The sequence below is a fragment of the Chryseobacterium panacisoli genome, assembly GCF_008274625.1.
GTDB lineage: Bacteria > Bacteroidota > Bacteroidia > Flavobacteriales > Weeksellaceae > Chryseobacterium > Chryseobacterium panacisoli.
The window spans coordinates 392025-410048 of sequence record NZ_VTRU01000002.1 but is presented as its reverse complement, the minus strand read 5'-3'; the positions used below and the strand labels follow the sequence as shown (position 1 = coordinate 410048).

Genomic DNA, 18024 nt, shown 5'->3' with positions numbered 1-18024 from the left:
ATAATAGCTCCAATGGAAAATAATAAATCCGAATTAAAAAAAGCAGATATTAAAAAACTTATTGAGGCTTTAATTAATCAGTTAGATAAATTAAATGATTCAACTTCTTTTGCGTTTGACAGTGACTTGTATTGGAATATTACTGATGAAGAATTATATGACCCATATAAGAATCCCAAAGAATTAACAATGGGAAGCTTAATTGAAGATTGGGAATTTTTGCAAAAAGTTTTAGATGGAAAGCGAGAGATAATAGATTATGATTTATATAAAATCGCATCTCTTTTAAGATTTCTAGGGAAAAGTACGATTATTACAAAGTCCAGAATATAAGTAATCCTTAAATAATTCAAAATAAACCCGTTGCTTTTTTAGCAACGGGTTTTTATTAAAAAACCACCGCAAAAGCAGTGGCTAAAAATCAAATCTAATTATAAGTATGTCCTCTTATAAGTTCGGGTTATTTTCAGATTCTCTTTGTGGAATACTGAATAAATAATAATTGCTATTGGGCGTGAAAGCAGATTTATCCGGGAAGGGCATTAATTAATAACCAAAAGTTTAATTTTGCACACTAAATGAAATACTTTTTATTTATACCTTTTATGATCTATCAGTTTTTAAAAAAGCGAAATAAAACTGATAGCGATGCTTATATGAATAGCATTCTCATTTTTTGTATATATACATCCCTCTATACTTTTTTTTTAATCCCTCAAAGTGTAGATTTTGTATTTATTATAATCAATAAAATTTCTACTGTTTTGGGATTTTCAATGAATAATAAGTTGGTGAAATATGCCTTTTTCATTATATTAACAATACCCTTTTTTGCCTTTATCAGAAAAAAAAGATTGGATACCATAAAATTTAATGACTTTGAATATAAAATAGCTTACGTGCTCACAGGTTTTATCCTCTGGTTTCCTGTAGCTTTGTTTATTTTTTTACTTATCAAGCTTTTACTGGTTGAATAGAATGTACTATAAATTTGTAATCTACGAGTTATAGCTTATTATCTAGTCCCGAAAAAGGTTGATTAGTTTAATATATTTAAATCAGAATAGGAAAATTCCTATTCTGATTTTGTTTTTCATATGCAGTTATACTGTAATATCATCAAAGAAAGAAATGATACCTTAAATTAGTATTACCAATAAATTTGATGGATTAAAGTTTTTAGATTCCTATTCTAGATATTGTGAATAATGTCATTCTTACAGTTTTTTTAATAAAAAAGCCACCGCAAAAGCAGTGGCTAAAAATCAAATCTAATTATAAGTATGTCCTCTTATAAGTTTGGGTTATTTTCAGATTCCCTTTGTGGAATACTGAATAAATAATAATTGCTATTTGGAGTGAAAGCAGATTTATCCGGAAAATCGAGAACAGAATGTCCCCTACCATCTACTGTTTTCACGGTTCCTTCTGGTGTAGTAATCTGAACTTTTATCGGTTTACCATCAGCATCTACAAACGGTTTCCTTACTACCGTTCCCTGCGTTCTGATAATATCTGAAAGGGAGAAACCTTCTCCAAATAATTCTTTTCTTCTTTCAATTAAAACTGCTGCTACCACATCATTCTGTGATAATGAACCACTATAAATATTGGCATTTCTGGCAGATTTCAACTGGTTCAAAACAGCTACTGCCTGAGGCACATTTCCGTTTCTGGCTTCAGATTCAGCTTCAATCAGATACATTTCTGCAGCTCTCATGTAGACAATATCTGCAATAAGGGTTGGTTTAAATTTAAACTTAGCATATCTCAGCAATCCTTCCCTTCCTTTCTGCCCATCCCATGAAAACAACTGGGATCTGATGTCATTGGCGTCAAAAAGATCTTTAAAATAAGGGTCCGCCATAAAGCTGTAATAATAGCTTCCCGATGAAGATACATCCAGATAATGGAATGCATAACTTGCATCAGATTGTTCCTGCGTCTGCCCATGTCCCCAGATCCATTCTGCATTGTTGATGTCATTGAAGCCATCCTTATATTTTTCCGGAGCCATCAGAGAAAAACCTTCTCTTGCTATTTTTGCAGAAGCAGCGGCTTTACTCCATTCACCGGTATTTAAGTAGGTTCTGGCCAAAAGCCCATTCACTACGGCACGATTGATCTTATCTTTATTATTTCTTGTATAATTTTTCAACAGGTTATCTGCATCGGTAAGATCACTCTTAATTAAAGTATAAATCTCTTCAAGACTTGCTCTCTTCTTCCCTACTGTACTTGTTGTAGAAGGTTCAGTATAAATTGGAGCTGTCAATGCTGACTTATCTTTCAGATAGCTGAACTGATAAAAGCTGGCAAGATTCAGATAACAGAAAGCACGTAATGCTTTTGCCTGCCCTTTCACCTGATTCTTTTTCTCCTGACTTCCTTCTGTCCCGTCAATTCTTGTAATAACATTATTCATATTATTGATGGTAGAATATAACATGGTCCAGATAAATAAAGGCCTGCTTGCCGTACTGTTCACCATTTCTGTAAAAGCATAGGTAGAAGCAAAACCGTATTTATTAGTTAGTACCGCCACATCACTTCCCATTGCATCACTGGCTCGTAAAACAGTGGAATACCCAATATTAGCATAGGTTGTTCCGTCATTGTTAAATTTTGCCCAGGTACCGTTCACCACCGTTTCGGCACTTTCAGCTGTTTTGAAAACCTCCACGCTGTTAGCCTGATCAGTCGGAGCAGTGTCCAGCTCACTTTCACAGCTTGTCAGCGACAAAAATCCGATAAGAGCAAACGATATATATTTTAATTTTTTCATTGTTTCAATTTTAAAGGTTAAAGTGTTGCCTGAAGACCAAAAGTGATCGTTCTCATTGCCGGATATCTGTAATAGGTTGTTCCATCCAAAGCCTGTTCAGGATCCATTCCTTTATGTTTATAGAAGGTTAAAAGGTTTTCTGCCTGAATATAAATTCTGAATTTTTTAAGTCCTATTTTCTCAAAATAATCTTCAGGAAGTGTATATCCTAAACTTACATTTTTAAGCCTCGCATATGTTCCGGAGTATAAGAATCTGGAAGACGTTGAGGTCCAGTTATTCGTTGTAGTACTCAAGCCCGGAACATCAGTATTAGGATTATCCGGAGTCCATCTGTTCAACATCTCAGCACTCCATGCGCGTCCGCCGGCACTGCCGTTATGCATGATGGAAGTATAGTCGGTATCCAGAATTTTTCCACCAATTTTAAATGTCAGCAATCCTGAAAAATCAAAATTCTTATAACTGATGCTCGTGCTGATTCCTCCAGTCAGTTTAGGTAATGCAGAACCTTGCAGCAATTTTGTGGCTTTTGAATATTCTGACGTAGTTCCTTCTACTGAATTTCCGCTGGCATCTGTAGAAACCGTTTTCCACAAAGGCTTTCCATTGCTTGGATCTACCCCAGCCCATTCCGGAATAAAGAAGTCATATACGGAACCTCCTACCGTTAATAACTTACTTCCTACCACAAGGGAACCACCAGGTAACTTGGTAACTTTATTGTTTAAAGTACTCAGATTCACATCTACATTCCATTGGAAATTATCATTTTTAATGGGGGTTGTGAATAATGAAAATTCAAATCCTGTATTCTGAATCGTTCCGATATTCGCTGGATAATCACTGATTCCCAACGACGGTGCAACCGGCATATTAAACAGAAGATCCTGGCTTTTTCTTTTGAAGTATTCAATATTTCCTTTAACTCTGTTATTCAGAATCGCGAATTCCAATCCTACATTTAAATTAAGGTTCGTTTCCCACTTCACATTATTGGTAGATGTTTTTTCAAGTGTTGTCCCCGGTTCCCCACCAAGACTGATAAACCTGTACAACTCCTGATACGCATAATAAAGTGGCTGCCCGTTAGGCCTAAGCAGTTTATCATTTCCTTGTCCTCCATAGCTGGCACGCAATGTCAACTGATTAAAGACATTCAGGCTTTTTACAAATTCTTCATTGGAAATTTTCCACGAACCTCCAACTGACCAGAATCTTCCCCATCTGTTATCCTTTGCAAATCTTGAAGAACTGTCTGCTCTTCCTGATGCAGACAAGAAGTAGGTATTATTGTAGTCATACTCTACTTTTCCAAGGAAACTCAATAAGCTTAATTTATTACTGTTCCCACTGAAACTTCCCAGTAGAGAAGCCGCATCCGGCTCATAGTAATAAGGTAGAGAAAACTGGCTTCTTGTTCCTGAAATAGTTTGATAATCGTATTTATAGAATTCATGTCCCGCCAGGGCATTTACATGGTGCTTCCCAAACTTCTTATCGTATGTCAAAATATTACTGGTAGTATAAGAAAGTGTTCTGGTATTGGTTTTCGTTACTGAACCTCCAATCTCAGCGCCTTGTCCAAGTAGTGGATTTGAGTAATAATGTCCATTATAATTCACCAAATCAACAGAAAAACTTGTCTTGAATTTCAACTCCGGTAAGAAAGTAAATTCCATAAATCCTTTCCCTGAAAAGTTATCTTCTTTATTTTCGTTTTTGTCTAATGGCAGTGTCGCTGCGGCATTCTGATTCTGAAGCGCACTTGTTGGTCTGTATTTTCCAAAATCATAAATCGGATTTCCATCAGCACCCAAAATGTAAGTTCCGTCATCATTTCTTTCATAATAAGGATAGAATGAAGGAATGAATCTTGCCGCATTGATGATATTACTTGAATTGGAATCTGAAGAAGTGGGTGCCTGCTGAATACTGTTTGTATAGCTTAAGTTTACCCCGACATTCAGCCACTTTTTTACTTCAGAATTGATCTTTAATCTGGTATTGTATCTTTTATATCCTGATTCAATAGCCATTCCCTTATCATCCAGATAACCCAATGAGAAGAAATAATTACTTTTTTCGCTTCCGCCGCTGATATCAAGATCTACTTGATTTCTTGAAGCAACTCTCTGCAAAATATCTCTCCAGTCGTCATTCCAAAGTGGCGATGCTCCGGGTAATAGTTTTCCATCGGTTCCTACCGGTTTTGGATAAGCTGTTCCATAGGGATTGATTCCAAGTGTAGAAACAAGATTATCTGTTGCCATCTGCGCAGCCTGCTGAGAAGACACTTTCCCGGACTGATATCCGTTTCTTAATGCTTCCCAATATAATTGAAAATATTGGTCTGTATTGACCTGTTCGTAATCTTTTACGGCTCTTCCGGAGAATCCCTGACTGATATTAAAGTTAACTTTTGCTTCTCCTTTCTTACCTGATTTTGTAGTAATGATGATAATCCCGTTTGCTCCTCTTGATCCATACAACGCACTGGCCGTAGCATCTTTCAAAACACTGATAGATTCAATATCACTTGGACTGATAGAATTTAGGTTTCCGTCAAAAGGGATTCCGTCTACTACGTATAAAGGATCACTGGAAGCACTTATAGAACCAATCCCTCTGATCCGAATGGTAGAAACCGCTCCTGGCTGTCCTGATGCACTCGTCGTTTGAATCCCTGCAACCTGTCCTTCCAATGCCTTTGTAATATTCGTTACAGGCCTGTTATTAATCTTATCGCTGGAAATTGTAGCAACGGAACCTGTATAACTGTTTCTTTTAGCTTTTCCATAGGCTACGACTACAACTTCATCAATCTCTTTTTCATGAAGGCTGTCTTTTTTCGGCTTGGAATTCTGTGCACTCACACTGGTCACGCCTAGAAAAAATGCTGCAACCGGAGGTATCCAAGCCTTAGAAGTAAATAAATTTTTACTAATCATAATCAATTTCATTTATCATATATTAAAATTTTGCCCTTTGCAGAAAAGTCAGCAAAGGGCATCGATAAATACGATAAACCCAATGCTTATTTTTCCTTAAAAGGCTGAACGTAACACCTTGCCCGTCAGGTAGGTTGTTAAGATTTCATAGGGTCAGTTCCCTCCATCTTTCTTTATAAGCCGATCGAAATATGGATGCAAAGCTAAAAACTTTTAGTCTACAAAACAAGTAGACTTGTTGTTTTTCATGATAAATTTTCAAAAATTAACATAAGATTTTAATAAAACCCATTACTGCAAGGGATTATAATCATTACCATTTTATCAAACATGATAAATATCATTAATAATAATACAATTTGAGCAGATGATAATTTGTGCGTGAATTTTTGATCATTTAATTAAAAAAAGTTTTTAATTTTATAGTATGAAAGTTTTGATAATAAACGGCCCTAACCTCAACCTGTTAGGCACCAGAGAACCGGAAATCTATGGAAATGTTTCTATGGAAAGCTACTTGGAAATTTTAAAATCCGAGTTTGAGTCTCATGAATTAAAATATTATCAGTCAAATATTGAGGGAGAACTTATCAACAGGCTTCAGGAAGATGATTTTGATGCGGTTATTATTAATCCGGGAGCTTTTACCCATTATTCTTATGCTATTGCTGATTGTTTAAAGAATATCCGAAAACCAAAAGTAGAAGTTCATATCAGTAATATTTATAAAAGAGAAGAATTCAGACAAAAATCTGTAACGGCAGCAAATACAGATGCAGTTTTATCCGGTTTCGGGATGGATGGATATAGATTGGCTATATTAAGTTTGAAGTAATTTTATAATTTATAATTTTCCCACAGATCGCTCAGATTTCCACAGATAATTATCGTTAGTAAGAAAATAATTTATGAAGATAAAGGATAAGATCTACTGTAAAGATATTGGGCTCTATTCCGGGCAATTAACAAAAAGAAAATTATATATCATTGAAGAAATAAACGCTGAAAATGTAAAGGTTCAGAATGATGAAGGAAGGCTGAGATGGTATTCGAAGTTTTATTTTAGTTTAAATAATAAACCGGAAATAATTTCTATTAACATAGAGGATACAATAGAAAATACTGAATCTGATGCCATAGAAGTAACTATTGAATTTTCCAACAAAGCAAAATATTGGATGACCTTCACTACTCCAAAATATTTAGATAAAATATTGAACGAAGGGTCTTACTTTTCTTCAAAACATTTTATGATCATAAAACATCTAACTGAAGAATCAATCAAATCAACAGTCCTAAAACTGGATGAACAAAATGAGTTGATTGAAAGCTGTAAAAAATATTAATAAAAAAGCCTCATCAATGATGAGGCTTTTCTGTATGTTATAGATAACTATTAGATAGTCTGTTCCTGTAATTGAGGTCCTGAAGCAACTAATTTCTTACCTTCTTCAGTATCACAGTACTGCTCAAAGTTCTTGATATATCTTGAAGCAAGGTCTTTTGCTTTTTCTTCCCATTCTGAAGCGCTTTCATATGTATCTCTAGGATCTAAAATACCTGTAGAAACGTTTGGTAATTCCGTAGGGATCTCAAGGTTCATAATTGGAACCTGAGTTTTAGGAGCATTATCAATAGAACCGTCAATGATTGCATCAATAATTGCTCTTGTATCTTTCAGAGAAATTCTCTTTCCGGTACCATTCCAACCTGTATTCACCAAATAAGCTTTAGCTCCGTGCTCCTGCATTTTACCGATCAGTGTTTTAGAATACATCGTTGGGTGTAATGTAAGGAATGCTTCACCAAATGCAGGTGAGAAAGATGGTTGTGGTTCTGTAATTCCTCTTTCTGTTCCTGCTAATTTTGAGGTATAACCGCAAAGGAAGTGGTATTGAGCCTGATCTTCATTCAAGATGGAAACTGGAGGAAGCACTCCGAATGCATCTGCAGAAAGATAAACAATCTTCTTCGCATGACCAGCCTTAGAAGGTAATACAATTTTGTTGATATGGTAAATTGGATAAGAAACCCTTGTATTTTCTGTAATAGATCCGTCAGTATAATCAGCAATACCATTGTTTACTACAACGTTTTCAAGCAGTGCATCTCTTTTGATTGCAGCGAAGATATCGGGTTCTTTTTCTTCTGATAAGTCGATAACTTTAGCATAACATCCACCTTCATAATTGAATACTCCATTGTTATCCCAACCATGCTCGTCATCACCGATAAGGTATCTTTTCGGATCTGCAGACAAAGTAGTTTTTCCTGTTCCTGAAAGTCCAAAGAATAAAGCTACATCACCTTTTTCTCCTACGTTAGCAGAACAGTGCATTGAAGCCATACCTTTTAATGGAAGGTAATAGTTCATCATCGCAAACATACCTTTTTTCATTTCACCTCCGTACCAAGTACCTCCGATGATCTGTAATTTTTCAGTAAGGTTAAACATGATAAAGTTTTCAGAATTCAATCCTTGAGCTTCCCAGTTAGGGTTTATTGTTTTAGAACCGTTGATTACTGTGAAATCAGGTTCTCCAAAGTTTTCAAGCTCATAGTGAGAAGGACGAATGAACATATTAGTAACAAAATGCGCCTGCCATGCTACTTCAACGATAAATCTTACTTTAAGTCTCGTATCTGCATTCGTTCCGCAGAATGTATCTACTACATAGATTTTTTTAGATTCAGCAAGCTGGTTCAGCACTAGTTCTTTACAAGACCCGAAAATTTCTGCAGTGGTAGGTAAATTTACTTTACCATCCCAAAAAATTGTATCTCTTGTAACATCATCCTGAACAATATATCTGTCTTTAGGTGAACGACCTGTGAAAATTCCTGTTTTTACTGATACCGCGCCAGATTCTGTAAGTTCAGCTTTCTCAAATCCCTGATTTTCAGAAGAAACTTCAGCCTGGTACAATTCTTCATAAGAAGGATTGTACACTACTTCATAGTTTCCTTTAATCCCTAATTTCTCTAAATCCTGGATGATTTTAGTGTTTTTCATTTTACTTATATTTTCTATTTCTTTATTGACTTCAACAAAAATAATATTAATTATTTGTTAAAGGTGGTTTAAATATACTGATATAAGTCAGAATGACAAATAAAAAAACAGGATCGTAAGGCTTTGATTATAAATTAATTATATTTTCCCACTCAAAAATAGTTGTAAAACCTTTCTCCCAAAAATAGTTCTTATAGCCCCCAAATTTGGCACTCATTACAAAATCTCCCCCCCATGCGCCTAAACTTTTGACAAAAGAAGGGCAATCTGAGAAGAACTTTTCTTTGACTGTGGATATTTCAAGAAAATTAGCAATTTTACGCTCATGAATCATCATTAATTCGGAAAATTTTTCCAATTCATTGCATAGCATTATTTTTTTTGTGATATCCGAAAATTCATTAACCAATTCCGGAGACTTCTTTTTTGATTTGTAAAAGTTGATTCCTTCTCTGCTATCCTGCTTCTGATTTAAATGGATAAAAATCAGTTCGTTCTTAAATGAAGGATTGAAATCTACCTTCTCATATTTAATCTCAGGTTTGCTTTGGAAAAGAACTGCAGATTTTTCTTTGGCAACCGCAATATCATATCCACTTCCTCCTAAGCTAATTGTATTAAGATAAAAAGGATCAATTTCTGCCCATTGTGAAAGATTGTTCATCAAAGTAGAGCTGCTTCCAAGGCCATAGTCTGCAGGAAACTGAAGATTGGTCTTTAAGTGGTAAGTAAGATTAGATTTGAATTTAGTATCAGAAAGCTGCTGAACATTCTTTAATGTTTTGACAATAAATTCAGCGCTTGATGGAATATTGGTTTCTAAGATCTGCCAGTTTTTATAATCAATGACAGCCTTCAACCATAATTTGTTTTGATGATAAGCTTCCCAAAGAATAAGTGACCTTCCATCTTCTTTTTCTTCAAAAAAAAACTCTTGTCCCAGCTTGGTAGGTACCGCTAAGACAAGAGCTCCGTCGATTGCGAAATATTCTGAAGTAAGCATAAGCTTGCCCGGTGAAAATATCGCGTTCATATACTTTTAATTAGATTGCAGAAGCAGCATCTACTGATCCGTCAATTTTCTTGATTAGTCCCTGAAGGGTTTTTCCCGGGCCTACTTCTACGAAGTTGGATGCACCATCTTTAATCATATTCTGAACAGACTGTGTCCATTTTACAGGACCGGTAAGCTGCGCAATCAGGTTTTGTTTGATTTCGTCAGGATTCGTTACCGCTGTTGTCGTGATATTCTGGTATACAGGAATCGTTGCTTTTCTGAATTTTGTTTTTTCGATAGCAGCTGCCAATCTTTCTTGTGCAGGCTGCATCAATGGTGAGTGGAAAGCTCCGTTTACCTGTAATAACAATGCTCTTTTAGCTCCTGCTTCTTTCAGTTTTGCACAAGCCTCTTCTACTGCAGGTGTTTCTCCTGATATCACCAATTGTCCTGGGCAATTATAATTTGCAGGAACAACAATTCCGCTGATCTGTGCACAGATTTCTTCAACCTTAGCATCATCTAAGCCTAAGATAGCAGCCATAGAACTTGGATTGGCATCACAAGCGTCCTGCATAGCTTTTGCTCTTTCGGAAACTAATTTCAAACCGTCATCAAAGGATAGAACTCCGTTGGCAACCAAAGCTGAAAACTCTCCTAAAGAGTGTCCTGCCACCATTTCAGCACCAAGACCGTTTACGGCTTTTAATGCTGCTACTGAATGTATAAATATTGAAGGCTGGGTAACCTCTGTTTTTTTAAGATCCTCATCCGTTCCGTTAAACATAATGGAAAGAATGTCGAAACCTAAAATTTCATTGGCAGATTCCATCAGATCTTTAATATCTTTTCTAGAATCATACAATTCTTTTCCCATTCCTACGAACTGAGAACCCTGCCCTGGAAATACAAGTGCTTTCATGTATTAAATTAAATATTATGCAAATATAACTATAATGTTAACAATATTCTTTTAAAGAGCTATAAATCATGTTAAGGTACCAGCCTGATTACTCTGTAACCAGTGTTTACATAAGCACCGTTAGCTTTAGATTTTACAAACTCAAATTTTGTAGCAAGCTGAGTCTGAACTTTATTCATCTGCTTAAAGATCTCGCCTTTTTTATTTTCTCTGGTTAACATGTCGTTTACTACATCAAAACCTACGATAGCATATTTTGGAGGAGTTTTACAGTATTTACTTTTGTAAGCGGCCAAAATTTCTTTTTCAAAGCTACCATCTGTATTGATCTTTCTATCCATCAGATAGACCAGACTTGCCTGGCTCAGCTCGTCAACTTTTTTCTCAAAAGTTGGAGAATAGAACATACTGAACGCTTTCACCCCCTGTACTTCCTTAGAAATAGCAATGATTCTGTTCGCAAAAGCATCCCCTGCTGCATTATCATCATTAGCTAAAATAGCAATAACCGGTGCAGACTGACCTGTCATCATATTCTGATCAGGCTGAATATCCGCCGGAGAGTTGACAATAATAATATTAGGGTTTTTCACTGCTTTTTCAAGCCCTGCTTTGATGTAATTGGCATTTTCTTTTTTAGCATCTGCCACTACATATATTTTCTGGTCAGAATAAATTCCTTTTACTTCTTCTACAATTTTATCAGCATACGTCTGATTGTTGGTTTCAACGATAATAAGATTATTGTAGTTATATAATTCCGGAGTGTTGGCAAACGGTGCTACAATCGGGATTTTCTGATTTTTGGTAAAATCAAGAACATCAATTACATTGGATTTAAAGAAAGGGCCAATAATAAGGTCGGTATTATCAGGGTTGATCTGTGTCAAAGAGTTTTTGAATGATGCTTCATTTCCTGAATCTACTATTTTGACATCCAGTTTCTGACCTCCTCTGGCATTTCTTTCAATAGCAAGTTTAGCTCCTGTTAAAAAGTCAAGTGCCATTGCCCTGTACTGGGTTTCGTTTGTACTATACCCGAATGGAAGCATCAGGATCACACTGAGAGCGTCACCGTTTTTCTTAATATATGCTGCATCCTGTTTTTTGATCTTTAAAACCATTCCAGTTTTCAACCCATGAGAAAGGTCCGGGTTAAGAGCAATAAGTTCATCTATAGAAACGCCGAATTTATTCACAATGGAAAACACAGTATCTCCCTGCTGAACGGTATAGGTTACATAATCATCTCCTGCAACAACGCTTGACGTGGAAGAGGTAGTTGATTTTTCATTCCCTGAATCCATTTTTGCTTTTGGATTTGCGGGCTCAGCAATATTATCAGTTTTTGTATTACTGTTGGATGTTTTTATTGTAATAGTTTCACCAGGTTTAAGTCCTTTTTCTTCCAATCCCGGATTTAAGGCAAAAAGGTCCTGCTGACTGATTCCAAACTGTTTTGTAATTCTGTAATAATTGTCTTTTGCCTGGATGACATAAGATTCTCCTTCCGCAGCTGCTGTAACAACTGTAGGAGTAATGGTAGTTATTGTTTTTTCAACTGGAGGCTCTGCATGCTTTTCTCCTGTTACAGCCTGCTGAGTTCCTCCGTATTTTTTAATGCTGGCAAGAGGTAATGTGATCTCATCTCCGATTTTCATATGCGAATCCAGTTCAGGATTCAGTTTTCTTAAATCAGTTTCAGAAATTCTGTATTGTTTAGTGATGCCATAGATGGTTTGCTTTGGCTGTAAAACAATTTTACCTGTGGAAGAAGTACTTGTACTTGAAGTTACTTTTTCTACCGGAGCAGTTTTTGTGACAACCGGAGTAGCTGTTTTCTCTGATTTTATAGTTAAAACATCTCCGATAGCCAGTTTGCCATCTTTATGTTTTGGGTTTAGCTTCAGCAATTCACCTACAGTCATTCCATACTTTTTTGCAATGTTGTAAGGATTATCACCTTGCACAACCGTATGTGATTTCTGGGCTGAAACTCCCAAAACCATACATAAACTGGATAGAATAAAAAACCTCTTTATCATATTCGATAATTATAATTTACAAAAATACTTCTTTAAAATTAAATGGCAACAATTATTAATTTGGAATCTTGAACCACCATTTCTTCCAAACAATTTTCAAGCCACGAATAACCATAATCTGAAAAGAACACGCTAAAATTGTAAACTCTTTCCTGCCATGTTTTGGCTGGATGAACATCTAAAAACAGATTTTCAAGCCTTTCCAGCAACTCATTTTGTTTTATTTTCTCAGCATGAAGCAGACGTTTTTTCATTCTTTTGAATGATTTTAATTGACGTACTTCTTCTGCCTTCACCATATTTCCGAAAGATTTCTCAGTGGTTTCCGCCGAAGTTCTTAACGCTGAAAAACTACTAACCAACAGCTCCTCTTTCTCGTCGAGTAATTGTAAAATCGGATTATCTTTTAAAATTTTATGATTGGTAATGACCGTAAAATTCTGGAAAAACTCTTCTATTTTAAGATCCAGTTTCTCAATTTTTCCGATTGTTTTCTCTTTCAGAAAAAGCATAGAGTTTCTTGGAATCAGGATAGGAAACGGAATATTAATTTTTGAAAAATAATCTTTAAGTTCCAGCCAGTACATAATTTCAGCATTTCCTCCAATATAGGCCAGATTCGGAAGTACATTTTCCTGATATACGGGGCGCATTAAAGCATTGGGACTGAATTTTTCCGGATAATTTTCCAATTCAGCCAGAATTTCTTCTTCTGTAAACTGAATGGTCTTATCTACGATGATGTATTTCTGTCCATTAAATTCTATTCTGTCTCTGGTTTCAGAAAGATAGAATAGGTTAATTTCACGGGGATTTACCTGAACCTTTCCATATTTCTCTGTCAGAAAATCTACTTTATCTTCAGATGTTTTTTGTAAACTGAAATGAAGAAGCTCATCTTTAAAGATCTCCTTCATTTGATTTTTAAGTTCTTTAGAGTCTCCATCCAGAATCAAAAGTCCGAATTCTGAAAAAAGGCGGTTCACAAGAATTCTAATTGCTTCCGTTAAAGTATTTCCTGATTTATAGGCTTCCTTCATCATTAAGATCAGTTCTGTCCCGAAAATAGAATCTTTGAATTCTTTTTCAAATTCAGAAATAAAATAGGTATCACTGATCTCAATTTTCCCTACCGGACCACCCGATTTCTCGTTGGTCTCATAATAATTATTCTCGGTTTTAAAATGATTGATCTCGGCAAAATCATGATCTTCTGAAGCCATCCAATATACCGGAACAAAATTAAAATCCGGAAAATTTTCTTTCAGATAGGTACATGTCTTTATAGTCTGAAGAATTTTATAGACAAAGAAAACAGGTCCCGAAAACAGATTCAGCTGATGCCCTGTTGTAATAGTAAATGTATTGGACAGTTTAAGATTTTCAAGACTTTCTCTCTGCTTTGAAGAAAGGGGAAGACTTGAAAGCTGGCCTTCAAACACCTCTGATAAAATGTTTCTCTTCCCTGATGAAAAAGAGTCTTTTTTCAGATGAATCTGTTGTTTAAGATGATCTAAAGAAAATGTATTATTTTCAAAACCCTCAATTTTCTGATTCAAAAAATCTTTTACCAATTGAGGGATGCTTTCTATATCGTTGAATGATATTTTGTTTATTGTTTTCAACCTTTACAGTTTTTAGTTGAACAAATACCACACAATTCCGATATTCAATCTGAAATCGTATACCGGATAGTGTGGAAATGCATATGCTTTGTTATTGGAAATAACAGTTCCTATCTGCTGACCTTCTATGAAAAAGAACATCTTTTTCACCTTCATATTAATATAAACATCGGCGATAGGCTGTCCTCCAATTGAAAATGAATCTGCTCTGGGAAGGATATATTCATTAAGAACAGGGAAATAATCTCTTGACGCAAATTTAGAGAAGTAATATACTTTAATCCCTGCCTGAATTTCTGCTGCCTTTTTGAATGCCTGTGTCTGATAGAAGAAATTGGCTCTACCAATAAAGCCTGGCATAGGGAGTAATTCTTTATTGGTTAAAGTATTTTGGAAATGCACCCTTGTATTCAAATGGAATTTGTTGAAGCTGAATGTAGCATCGCCTCCGATTTGAGAAATATTCACGGAATTATCACTTTGCTTCGGGCTTCCATTGCTGTCAAAATAAGTATAATTATCTATTCTGAAATAGTTGGCAAAAATCTCAGTTTTAAACCATTTCAAATTGATACTTCCCCCAACTTCCATCACAGACTGATTCTTTGCATTTTCCAGATAGTAATTAAAATTATTGTAAACAGACGTATTCAATAAGTAATTAAACGACGGGTATGCACTCTGGAAATTTACTTTAGCATTAACGAAATAATCTTTAATAGGCTCGAACTTCAGATTATTGGTTGTTTTCAGGTAGCTCTTAAACTGGCTTCCGTTTGAAAATTCCAGGAATGAATTCAATTGAATTTTATCCCAAAGTTTTACCTGTAGATTTCCTACAGCTCCTATTCTGTTTTCTTTAAGCTCACCAGGAAAAGGAACGCCATTAAGGGCAACAACATCTCTTATTCCCAATTTGATCATCTGATAACGCACACCAGCATCCAGTTTGAATTTTTCATTATTAAAAATTAAACTAACCGTATTACTGAAGTTTTCAGAATATTTTTTTGTGGTCAATGGAAAACCATCAACCAATTCAGCAGGATCATCATACCAATAAGGCTCCAAAGCTGTCTGGTTATAATAATATTTATTCCCCTGATGAGAAATAACATGTCTTATACTGAAAGGAAATTTCCCGGAATTGAAAGGAGTAAACTGATGACTCAGATAGTATCTTCTGTAAGAAAACTGTGAGCTGCTTGATGCAAGGTTTACCTGAGCATTTTGTCTGTTGCTATAATTACTGTCACCATTCATAAACAGATTATCTTCTGTAATACCTCCACTTTCCTGATTGTTTACATTCTGATGAAGATAGTGAGCGAAAATTTCATAGTTTCCGCTTTTTGAAGTATAGTGACCTGAAAATAAAGTATTGTTATTCGCTGCTAATGAGTTTCTGTAAAGTCCCTGAGAACGGAGTCCCATATACTCAAGAGCAAAATTGAATCTTTTCCCAATATTCTGAGTGTAAGTAGAGCTTAAAGCCGCGCCGTTTCGCATTGCATTATGATAAACAAATGTAGCGGTAGGTGTTTTTACATCATAATATTTTACGTCATTTGCTCCAATAATCATATAAGATTTATTGGATGGCAGTAAAGAAAGGTTCTGTTCATCATTCACCTCAAATACAAGAGGGTTAAAACCGGATCCTATATTGGCTGTCTGTATTCTTCCGAAGTTATCTTTATTATTTTGTTGTGAAAAGATATAGGTTTTATCAAAAGTCATTACGGTATCAAAAACTTTCTTTTCAGAAAACTGAGTCTGATACTGGTAATCATTAATAGTAGGCTTAAAAATTTTCAGGGAATCTTTCTTCCCGGAATCTATTACAAGGGTATCTTCTTTTTTAGGTTGAGGCTTGGTCTCAGCTTTATTAACGACCTGAGCCCTGGCTACAAAACTTAAAGAGAAGAGTATGAAAAGGATGTACTTCATTATTCATTATTGTACAGCAAAAATAAGAAATAAAAGGACATAAAAAACCCCTGCTTTGAGCAGGGGTTCTATATCAAATGATTATTGTATGATTAATAACCAGGGTTTTGCTGTACACTTGCATTACCAGCAACTTCACTACTTGGAATTGGTAATGTATATCTGTAATCACCATTCGTAAGATTAGAAACATCAACGATATCATCTGTTGAATGTCTATCCATTGAAACGCCAGCTTTCACAGCAAGTCTTTTCAGATCTATATATCTATGCCCTTCAAAACTAAGTTCAATTCTTCTTTCATTTAGAATATCTTTAAAAGCAGCTGTTGCATTAGCATAAACAGGAGCAGTTGTTGCAGTTCCTTGTGTATTTCTGGCATCTCTAATTGCTTTAATGTAGTTTGCAGCGCCAGTAAAATCTCCAGCATTAGCAGCAACTTCACTTAAAATGAAATACATTTCCGAAAGACGTAAAGACTTAATATCATTTCTGGTATTACTACCAGTTTTACCCGGATACTTATCTACGATCAGTTTATCTAATCTAGTATTAACACCAGGAGCCTGATAGTTAGGATTTGGAGTACTTGAAGGATCAATAAATGCATATCTTCTAACATCGTTCTGTAAACCTGTTAAAATATTATACAAATTACGCCCTAAATACCACCATGGTGTACCAGTAACACTTGAGTTATTCAAATTATATCTTGACCCTATAGCGATACCATTAGCTCCGGTAGCCTGTCTACCTAAAGAGAAAATTGTTTCGCCTCTAAATCCATCTTTATCATCCCATAAATTCCTGTATGGATTAAATGAATTTGATGTACTATAGAATGCACTATTCCAAGCTGCAGTACCAATTGCTGGAGGTACAGCTGGAGGTATAACTGTAGGTAGAATTGGAGTCCCAGCAGTTAAACTAAAAGAAGCACCACTAACACCTGTAGTTGCATCAATTACAGCCTGTGCATCTATTTTTGCCTGTGCATAATTTCCTCTATACAAATTAAATCTTGCACTTACAGCATTAACAAAGCTTTTTCCTACATAATATTTATTTGCATCAGATTTTGCCGCAGCACTAGCAGATGTGTCAAATTGCGTGAATGCATTTCTGGCAGACTGAAGATCATTGTTTATAAGCGTATAAATATCTTTATTACTAACTCTAGGTCTTTGAACAAAGTTTCCTTCATCTACTTTATCACTTAAAATAACCCCTAATGCATTTTCATCTGCCATATTAGTAGAGAAGTAAGTTTCTAATTCAAGATAACAGAAAGCTCTGATAGCTCTGGCTTGTGCAACAATTTTATTATAACTAGCTGTTTCTGCTGCACCATTAGGTGTAATTTTGCTTGCCCCTTCTAACAATCTATTGATTCTATTAATCGTTCTATAATGAGATTGCCAAATTAACTCTGGATACGTCCCAACTCCACCACTCACAATGAAACGGTGCAATTGAAATTCCTGACCACCACTACCATCACCCGGCTTAACTTCATCAGTAATGACAGATGATAAATACACTTCATTAGCCGTTTCTAAGGTACCATATACACTTCCGATAAGGAAAGCCTGCATACCATCAATCGTAGCAATAGCCTCTGAATCATCCAATTGACCTGGCTGAACTGCATCTATAGCATCACTACAGCTATTAAGCACAGGTAATGCTGCTAATGTTCCTGCAATGAATAATAATTTTATTATATTTCTTTTCAT

Annotated in this window: 12 protein-coding genes and 1 riboswitch; of the genes, 3 read left to right on the top strand and 9 right to left on the bottom strand. The window is 35.4% G+C overall.

The genetic code is table 11. The features are described 5' to 3' along the window. Nucleotides 1–12 precede the first annotated feature (12 nt). On the top strand, nt 13–333 hold the full coding sequence (locus FW781_RS12310; protein ID WP_149387706.1) for a hypothetical protein: 321 nt from the start codon (nt 13–15) through the stop codon (nt 331–333). Nucleotides 334–1291: 958 nt separating this feature from the next. On the opposite strand, the gene FW781_RS12305 is transcribed toward FW781_RS12310, so the two are convergent. Together FW781_RS12305 and FW781_RS12300 are read right to left on the bottom strand one after the other, a co-directional pair. Then, the gene (locus FW781_RS12305; RefSeq protein WP_149387705.1) at nt 1292–2785 is read right to left on the bottom strand and encodes a RagB/SusD family nutrient uptake outer membrane protein; all 1494 of its coding nucleotides are present in this window, start codon (nt 2783–2785) and stop codon (nt 1292–1294) included. A gap of 17 nt (nt 2786–2802) precedes the next feature. Then, the gene (locus FW781_RS12300; protein ID WP_149387704.1) at nt 2803–5736 is read right to left on the bottom strand and encodes a SusC/RagA family TonB-linked outer membrane protein; all 2934 of its coding nucleotides are present in this window, start codon (nt 5734–5736) and stop codon (nt 2803–2805) included. Between the two features lie 83 nt (nt 5737–5819). Continuing rightward, a riboswitch (SAM riboswitch) is annotated at nt 5820–5918 on the bottom strand. Between the two features lie 245 nt (nt 5919–6163). Between FW781_RS12300 and FW781_RS12295 the strand changes: the two genes are divergently transcribed. Both FW781_RS12295 and FW781_RS12290 read left to right on the top strand, forming a co-directional pair. Further along, the gene (locus tag FW781_RS12295; RefSeq protein ID WP_149387703.1) at nt 6164–6571 is read left to right on the top strand and encodes a type II 3-dehydroquinate dehydratase; all 408 of its coding nucleotides are present in this window, start codon (nt 6164–6166) and stop codon (nt 6569–6571) included. Between the two features lie 73 nt (nt 6572–6644). After that, the gene (locus tag FW781_RS12290; RefSeq protein WP_149387702.1) at nt 6645–7082 is read left to right on the top strand and encodes a hypothetical protein; all 438 of its coding nucleotides are present in this window, start codon (nt 6645–6647) and stop codon (nt 7080–7082) included. Between the two features lie 50 nt (nt 7083–7132). On the opposite strand, the gene pckA is transcribed toward FW781_RS12290, so the two are convergent. The 7 genes from pckA to FW781_RS12255 form a co-directional block, all read right to left on the bottom strand. After that, nucleotides 7133–8749, bottom strand: coding sequence for a phosphoenolpyruvate carboxykinase (ATP) (gene pckA, locus FW781_RS12285; RefSeq protein WP_149387701.1), 1617 nt, complete (start codon nt 8747–8749; stop codon nt 7133–7135). A gap of 127 nt (nt 8750–8876) precedes the next feature. Continuing rightward, the gene (locus FW781_RS12280) at nt 8877–9782 is read right to left on the bottom strand and encodes a GYDIA family GHMP kinase (protein WP_149387700.1); all 906 of its coding nucleotides are present in this window, start codon (nt 9780–9782) and stop codon (nt 8877–8879) included. Between the two features lie 10 nt (nt 9783–9792). After that, complete coding sequence (gene fabD / locus FW781_RS12275) at nt 9793–10668, bottom strand: ACP S-malonyltransferase (RefSeq protein ID WP_149387699.1); 876 nt, start codon at nt 10666–10668, stop codon at nt 9793–9795. Nucleotides 10669–10739: 71 nt separating this feature from the next. Then, nucleotides 10740–12713 (bottom strand): LysM peptidoglycan-binding domain-containing protein, encoded by a 1974-nt coding sequence (locus tag FW781_RS12270; RefSeq protein WP_172625716.1) that lies wholly within the window; start codon nt 12711–12713, stop codon nt 10740–10742. A 38-nt stretch (nt 12714–12751) separates the two neighbouring features. Continuing rightward, the gene (bshC, locus tag FW781_RS12265; RefSeq protein ID WP_149387698.1) at nt 12752–14338 is read right to left on the bottom strand and encodes a bacillithiol biosynthesis cysteine-adding enzyme BshC; all 1587 of its coding nucleotides are present in this window, start codon (nt 14336–14338) and stop codon (nt 12752–12754) included. Nucleotides 14339–14350: 12 nt separating this feature from the next. Further along, entirely contained in the window at nt 14351–16288 is a 1938-nt protein-coding gene (locus FW781_RS12260) for a putative porin (protein ID WP_149387697.1), read from the bottom strand. A 92-nt stretch (nt 16289–16380) separates the two neighbouring features. After that, nucleotides 16381–18024: a RagB/SusD family nutrient uptake outer membrane protein gene (locus FW781_RS12255; protein WP_149387696.1), complete on the bottom strand. Its 1644-nt coding sequence runs from the start codon at nt 18022–18024 to the stop codon at nt 16381–16383.

Coding starts and splice junctions, on each gene's coding strand:
- FW781_RS12305 (WP_149387705.1), bottom strand. CDS start 2,785: ATGAAAAAATTAAAATATATATCGTTTGCTCTTATCGGATTTTTGTCG.
- FW781_RS12270 (WP_172625716.1), bottom strand. CDS start 12,713: ATGATAAAGAGGTTTTTTATTCTATCCAGTTTATGTATGGTTTTGGGA.
- FW781_RS12300 (WP_149387704.1), bottom strand. CDS start 5,736: ATGATTAGTAAAAATTTATTTACTTCTAAGGCTTGGATACCTCCGGTT.
- pckA (WP_149387701.1), bottom strand. CDS start 8,749: ATGAAAAACACTAAAATCATCCAGGATTTAGAGAAATTAGGGATTAAA.
- fabD (WP_149387699.1), bottom strand. CDS start 10,668: ATGAAAGCACTTGTATTTCCAGGGCAGGGTTCTCAGTTCGTAGGAATG.
- FW781_RS12290 (WP_149387702.1), top strand. CDS start 6,645: ATGAAGATAAAGGATAAGATCTACTGTAAAGATATTGGGCTCTATTCC.
- FW781_RS12310 (WP_149387706.1), top strand. CDS start 13: ATGGAAAATAATAAATCCGAATTAAAAAAAGCAGATATTAAAAAACTT.
- FW781_RS12260 (WP_149387697.1), bottom strand. CDS start 16,288: ATGAAGTACATCCTTTTCATACTCTTCTCTTTAAGTTTTGTAGCCAGG.
- FW781_RS12280 (WP_149387700.1), bottom strand. CDS start 9,782: ATGAACGCGATATTTTCACCGGGCAAGCTTATGCTTACTTCAGAATAT.
- FW781_RS12255 (WP_149387696.1), bottom strand. CDS start 18,024: ATGAAAAGAAATATAATAAAATTATTATTCATTGCAGGAACATTAGCA.
- FW781_RS12295 (WP_149387703.1), top strand. CDS start 6,164: ATGAAAGTTTTGATAATAAACGGCCCTAACCTCAACCTGTTAGGCACC.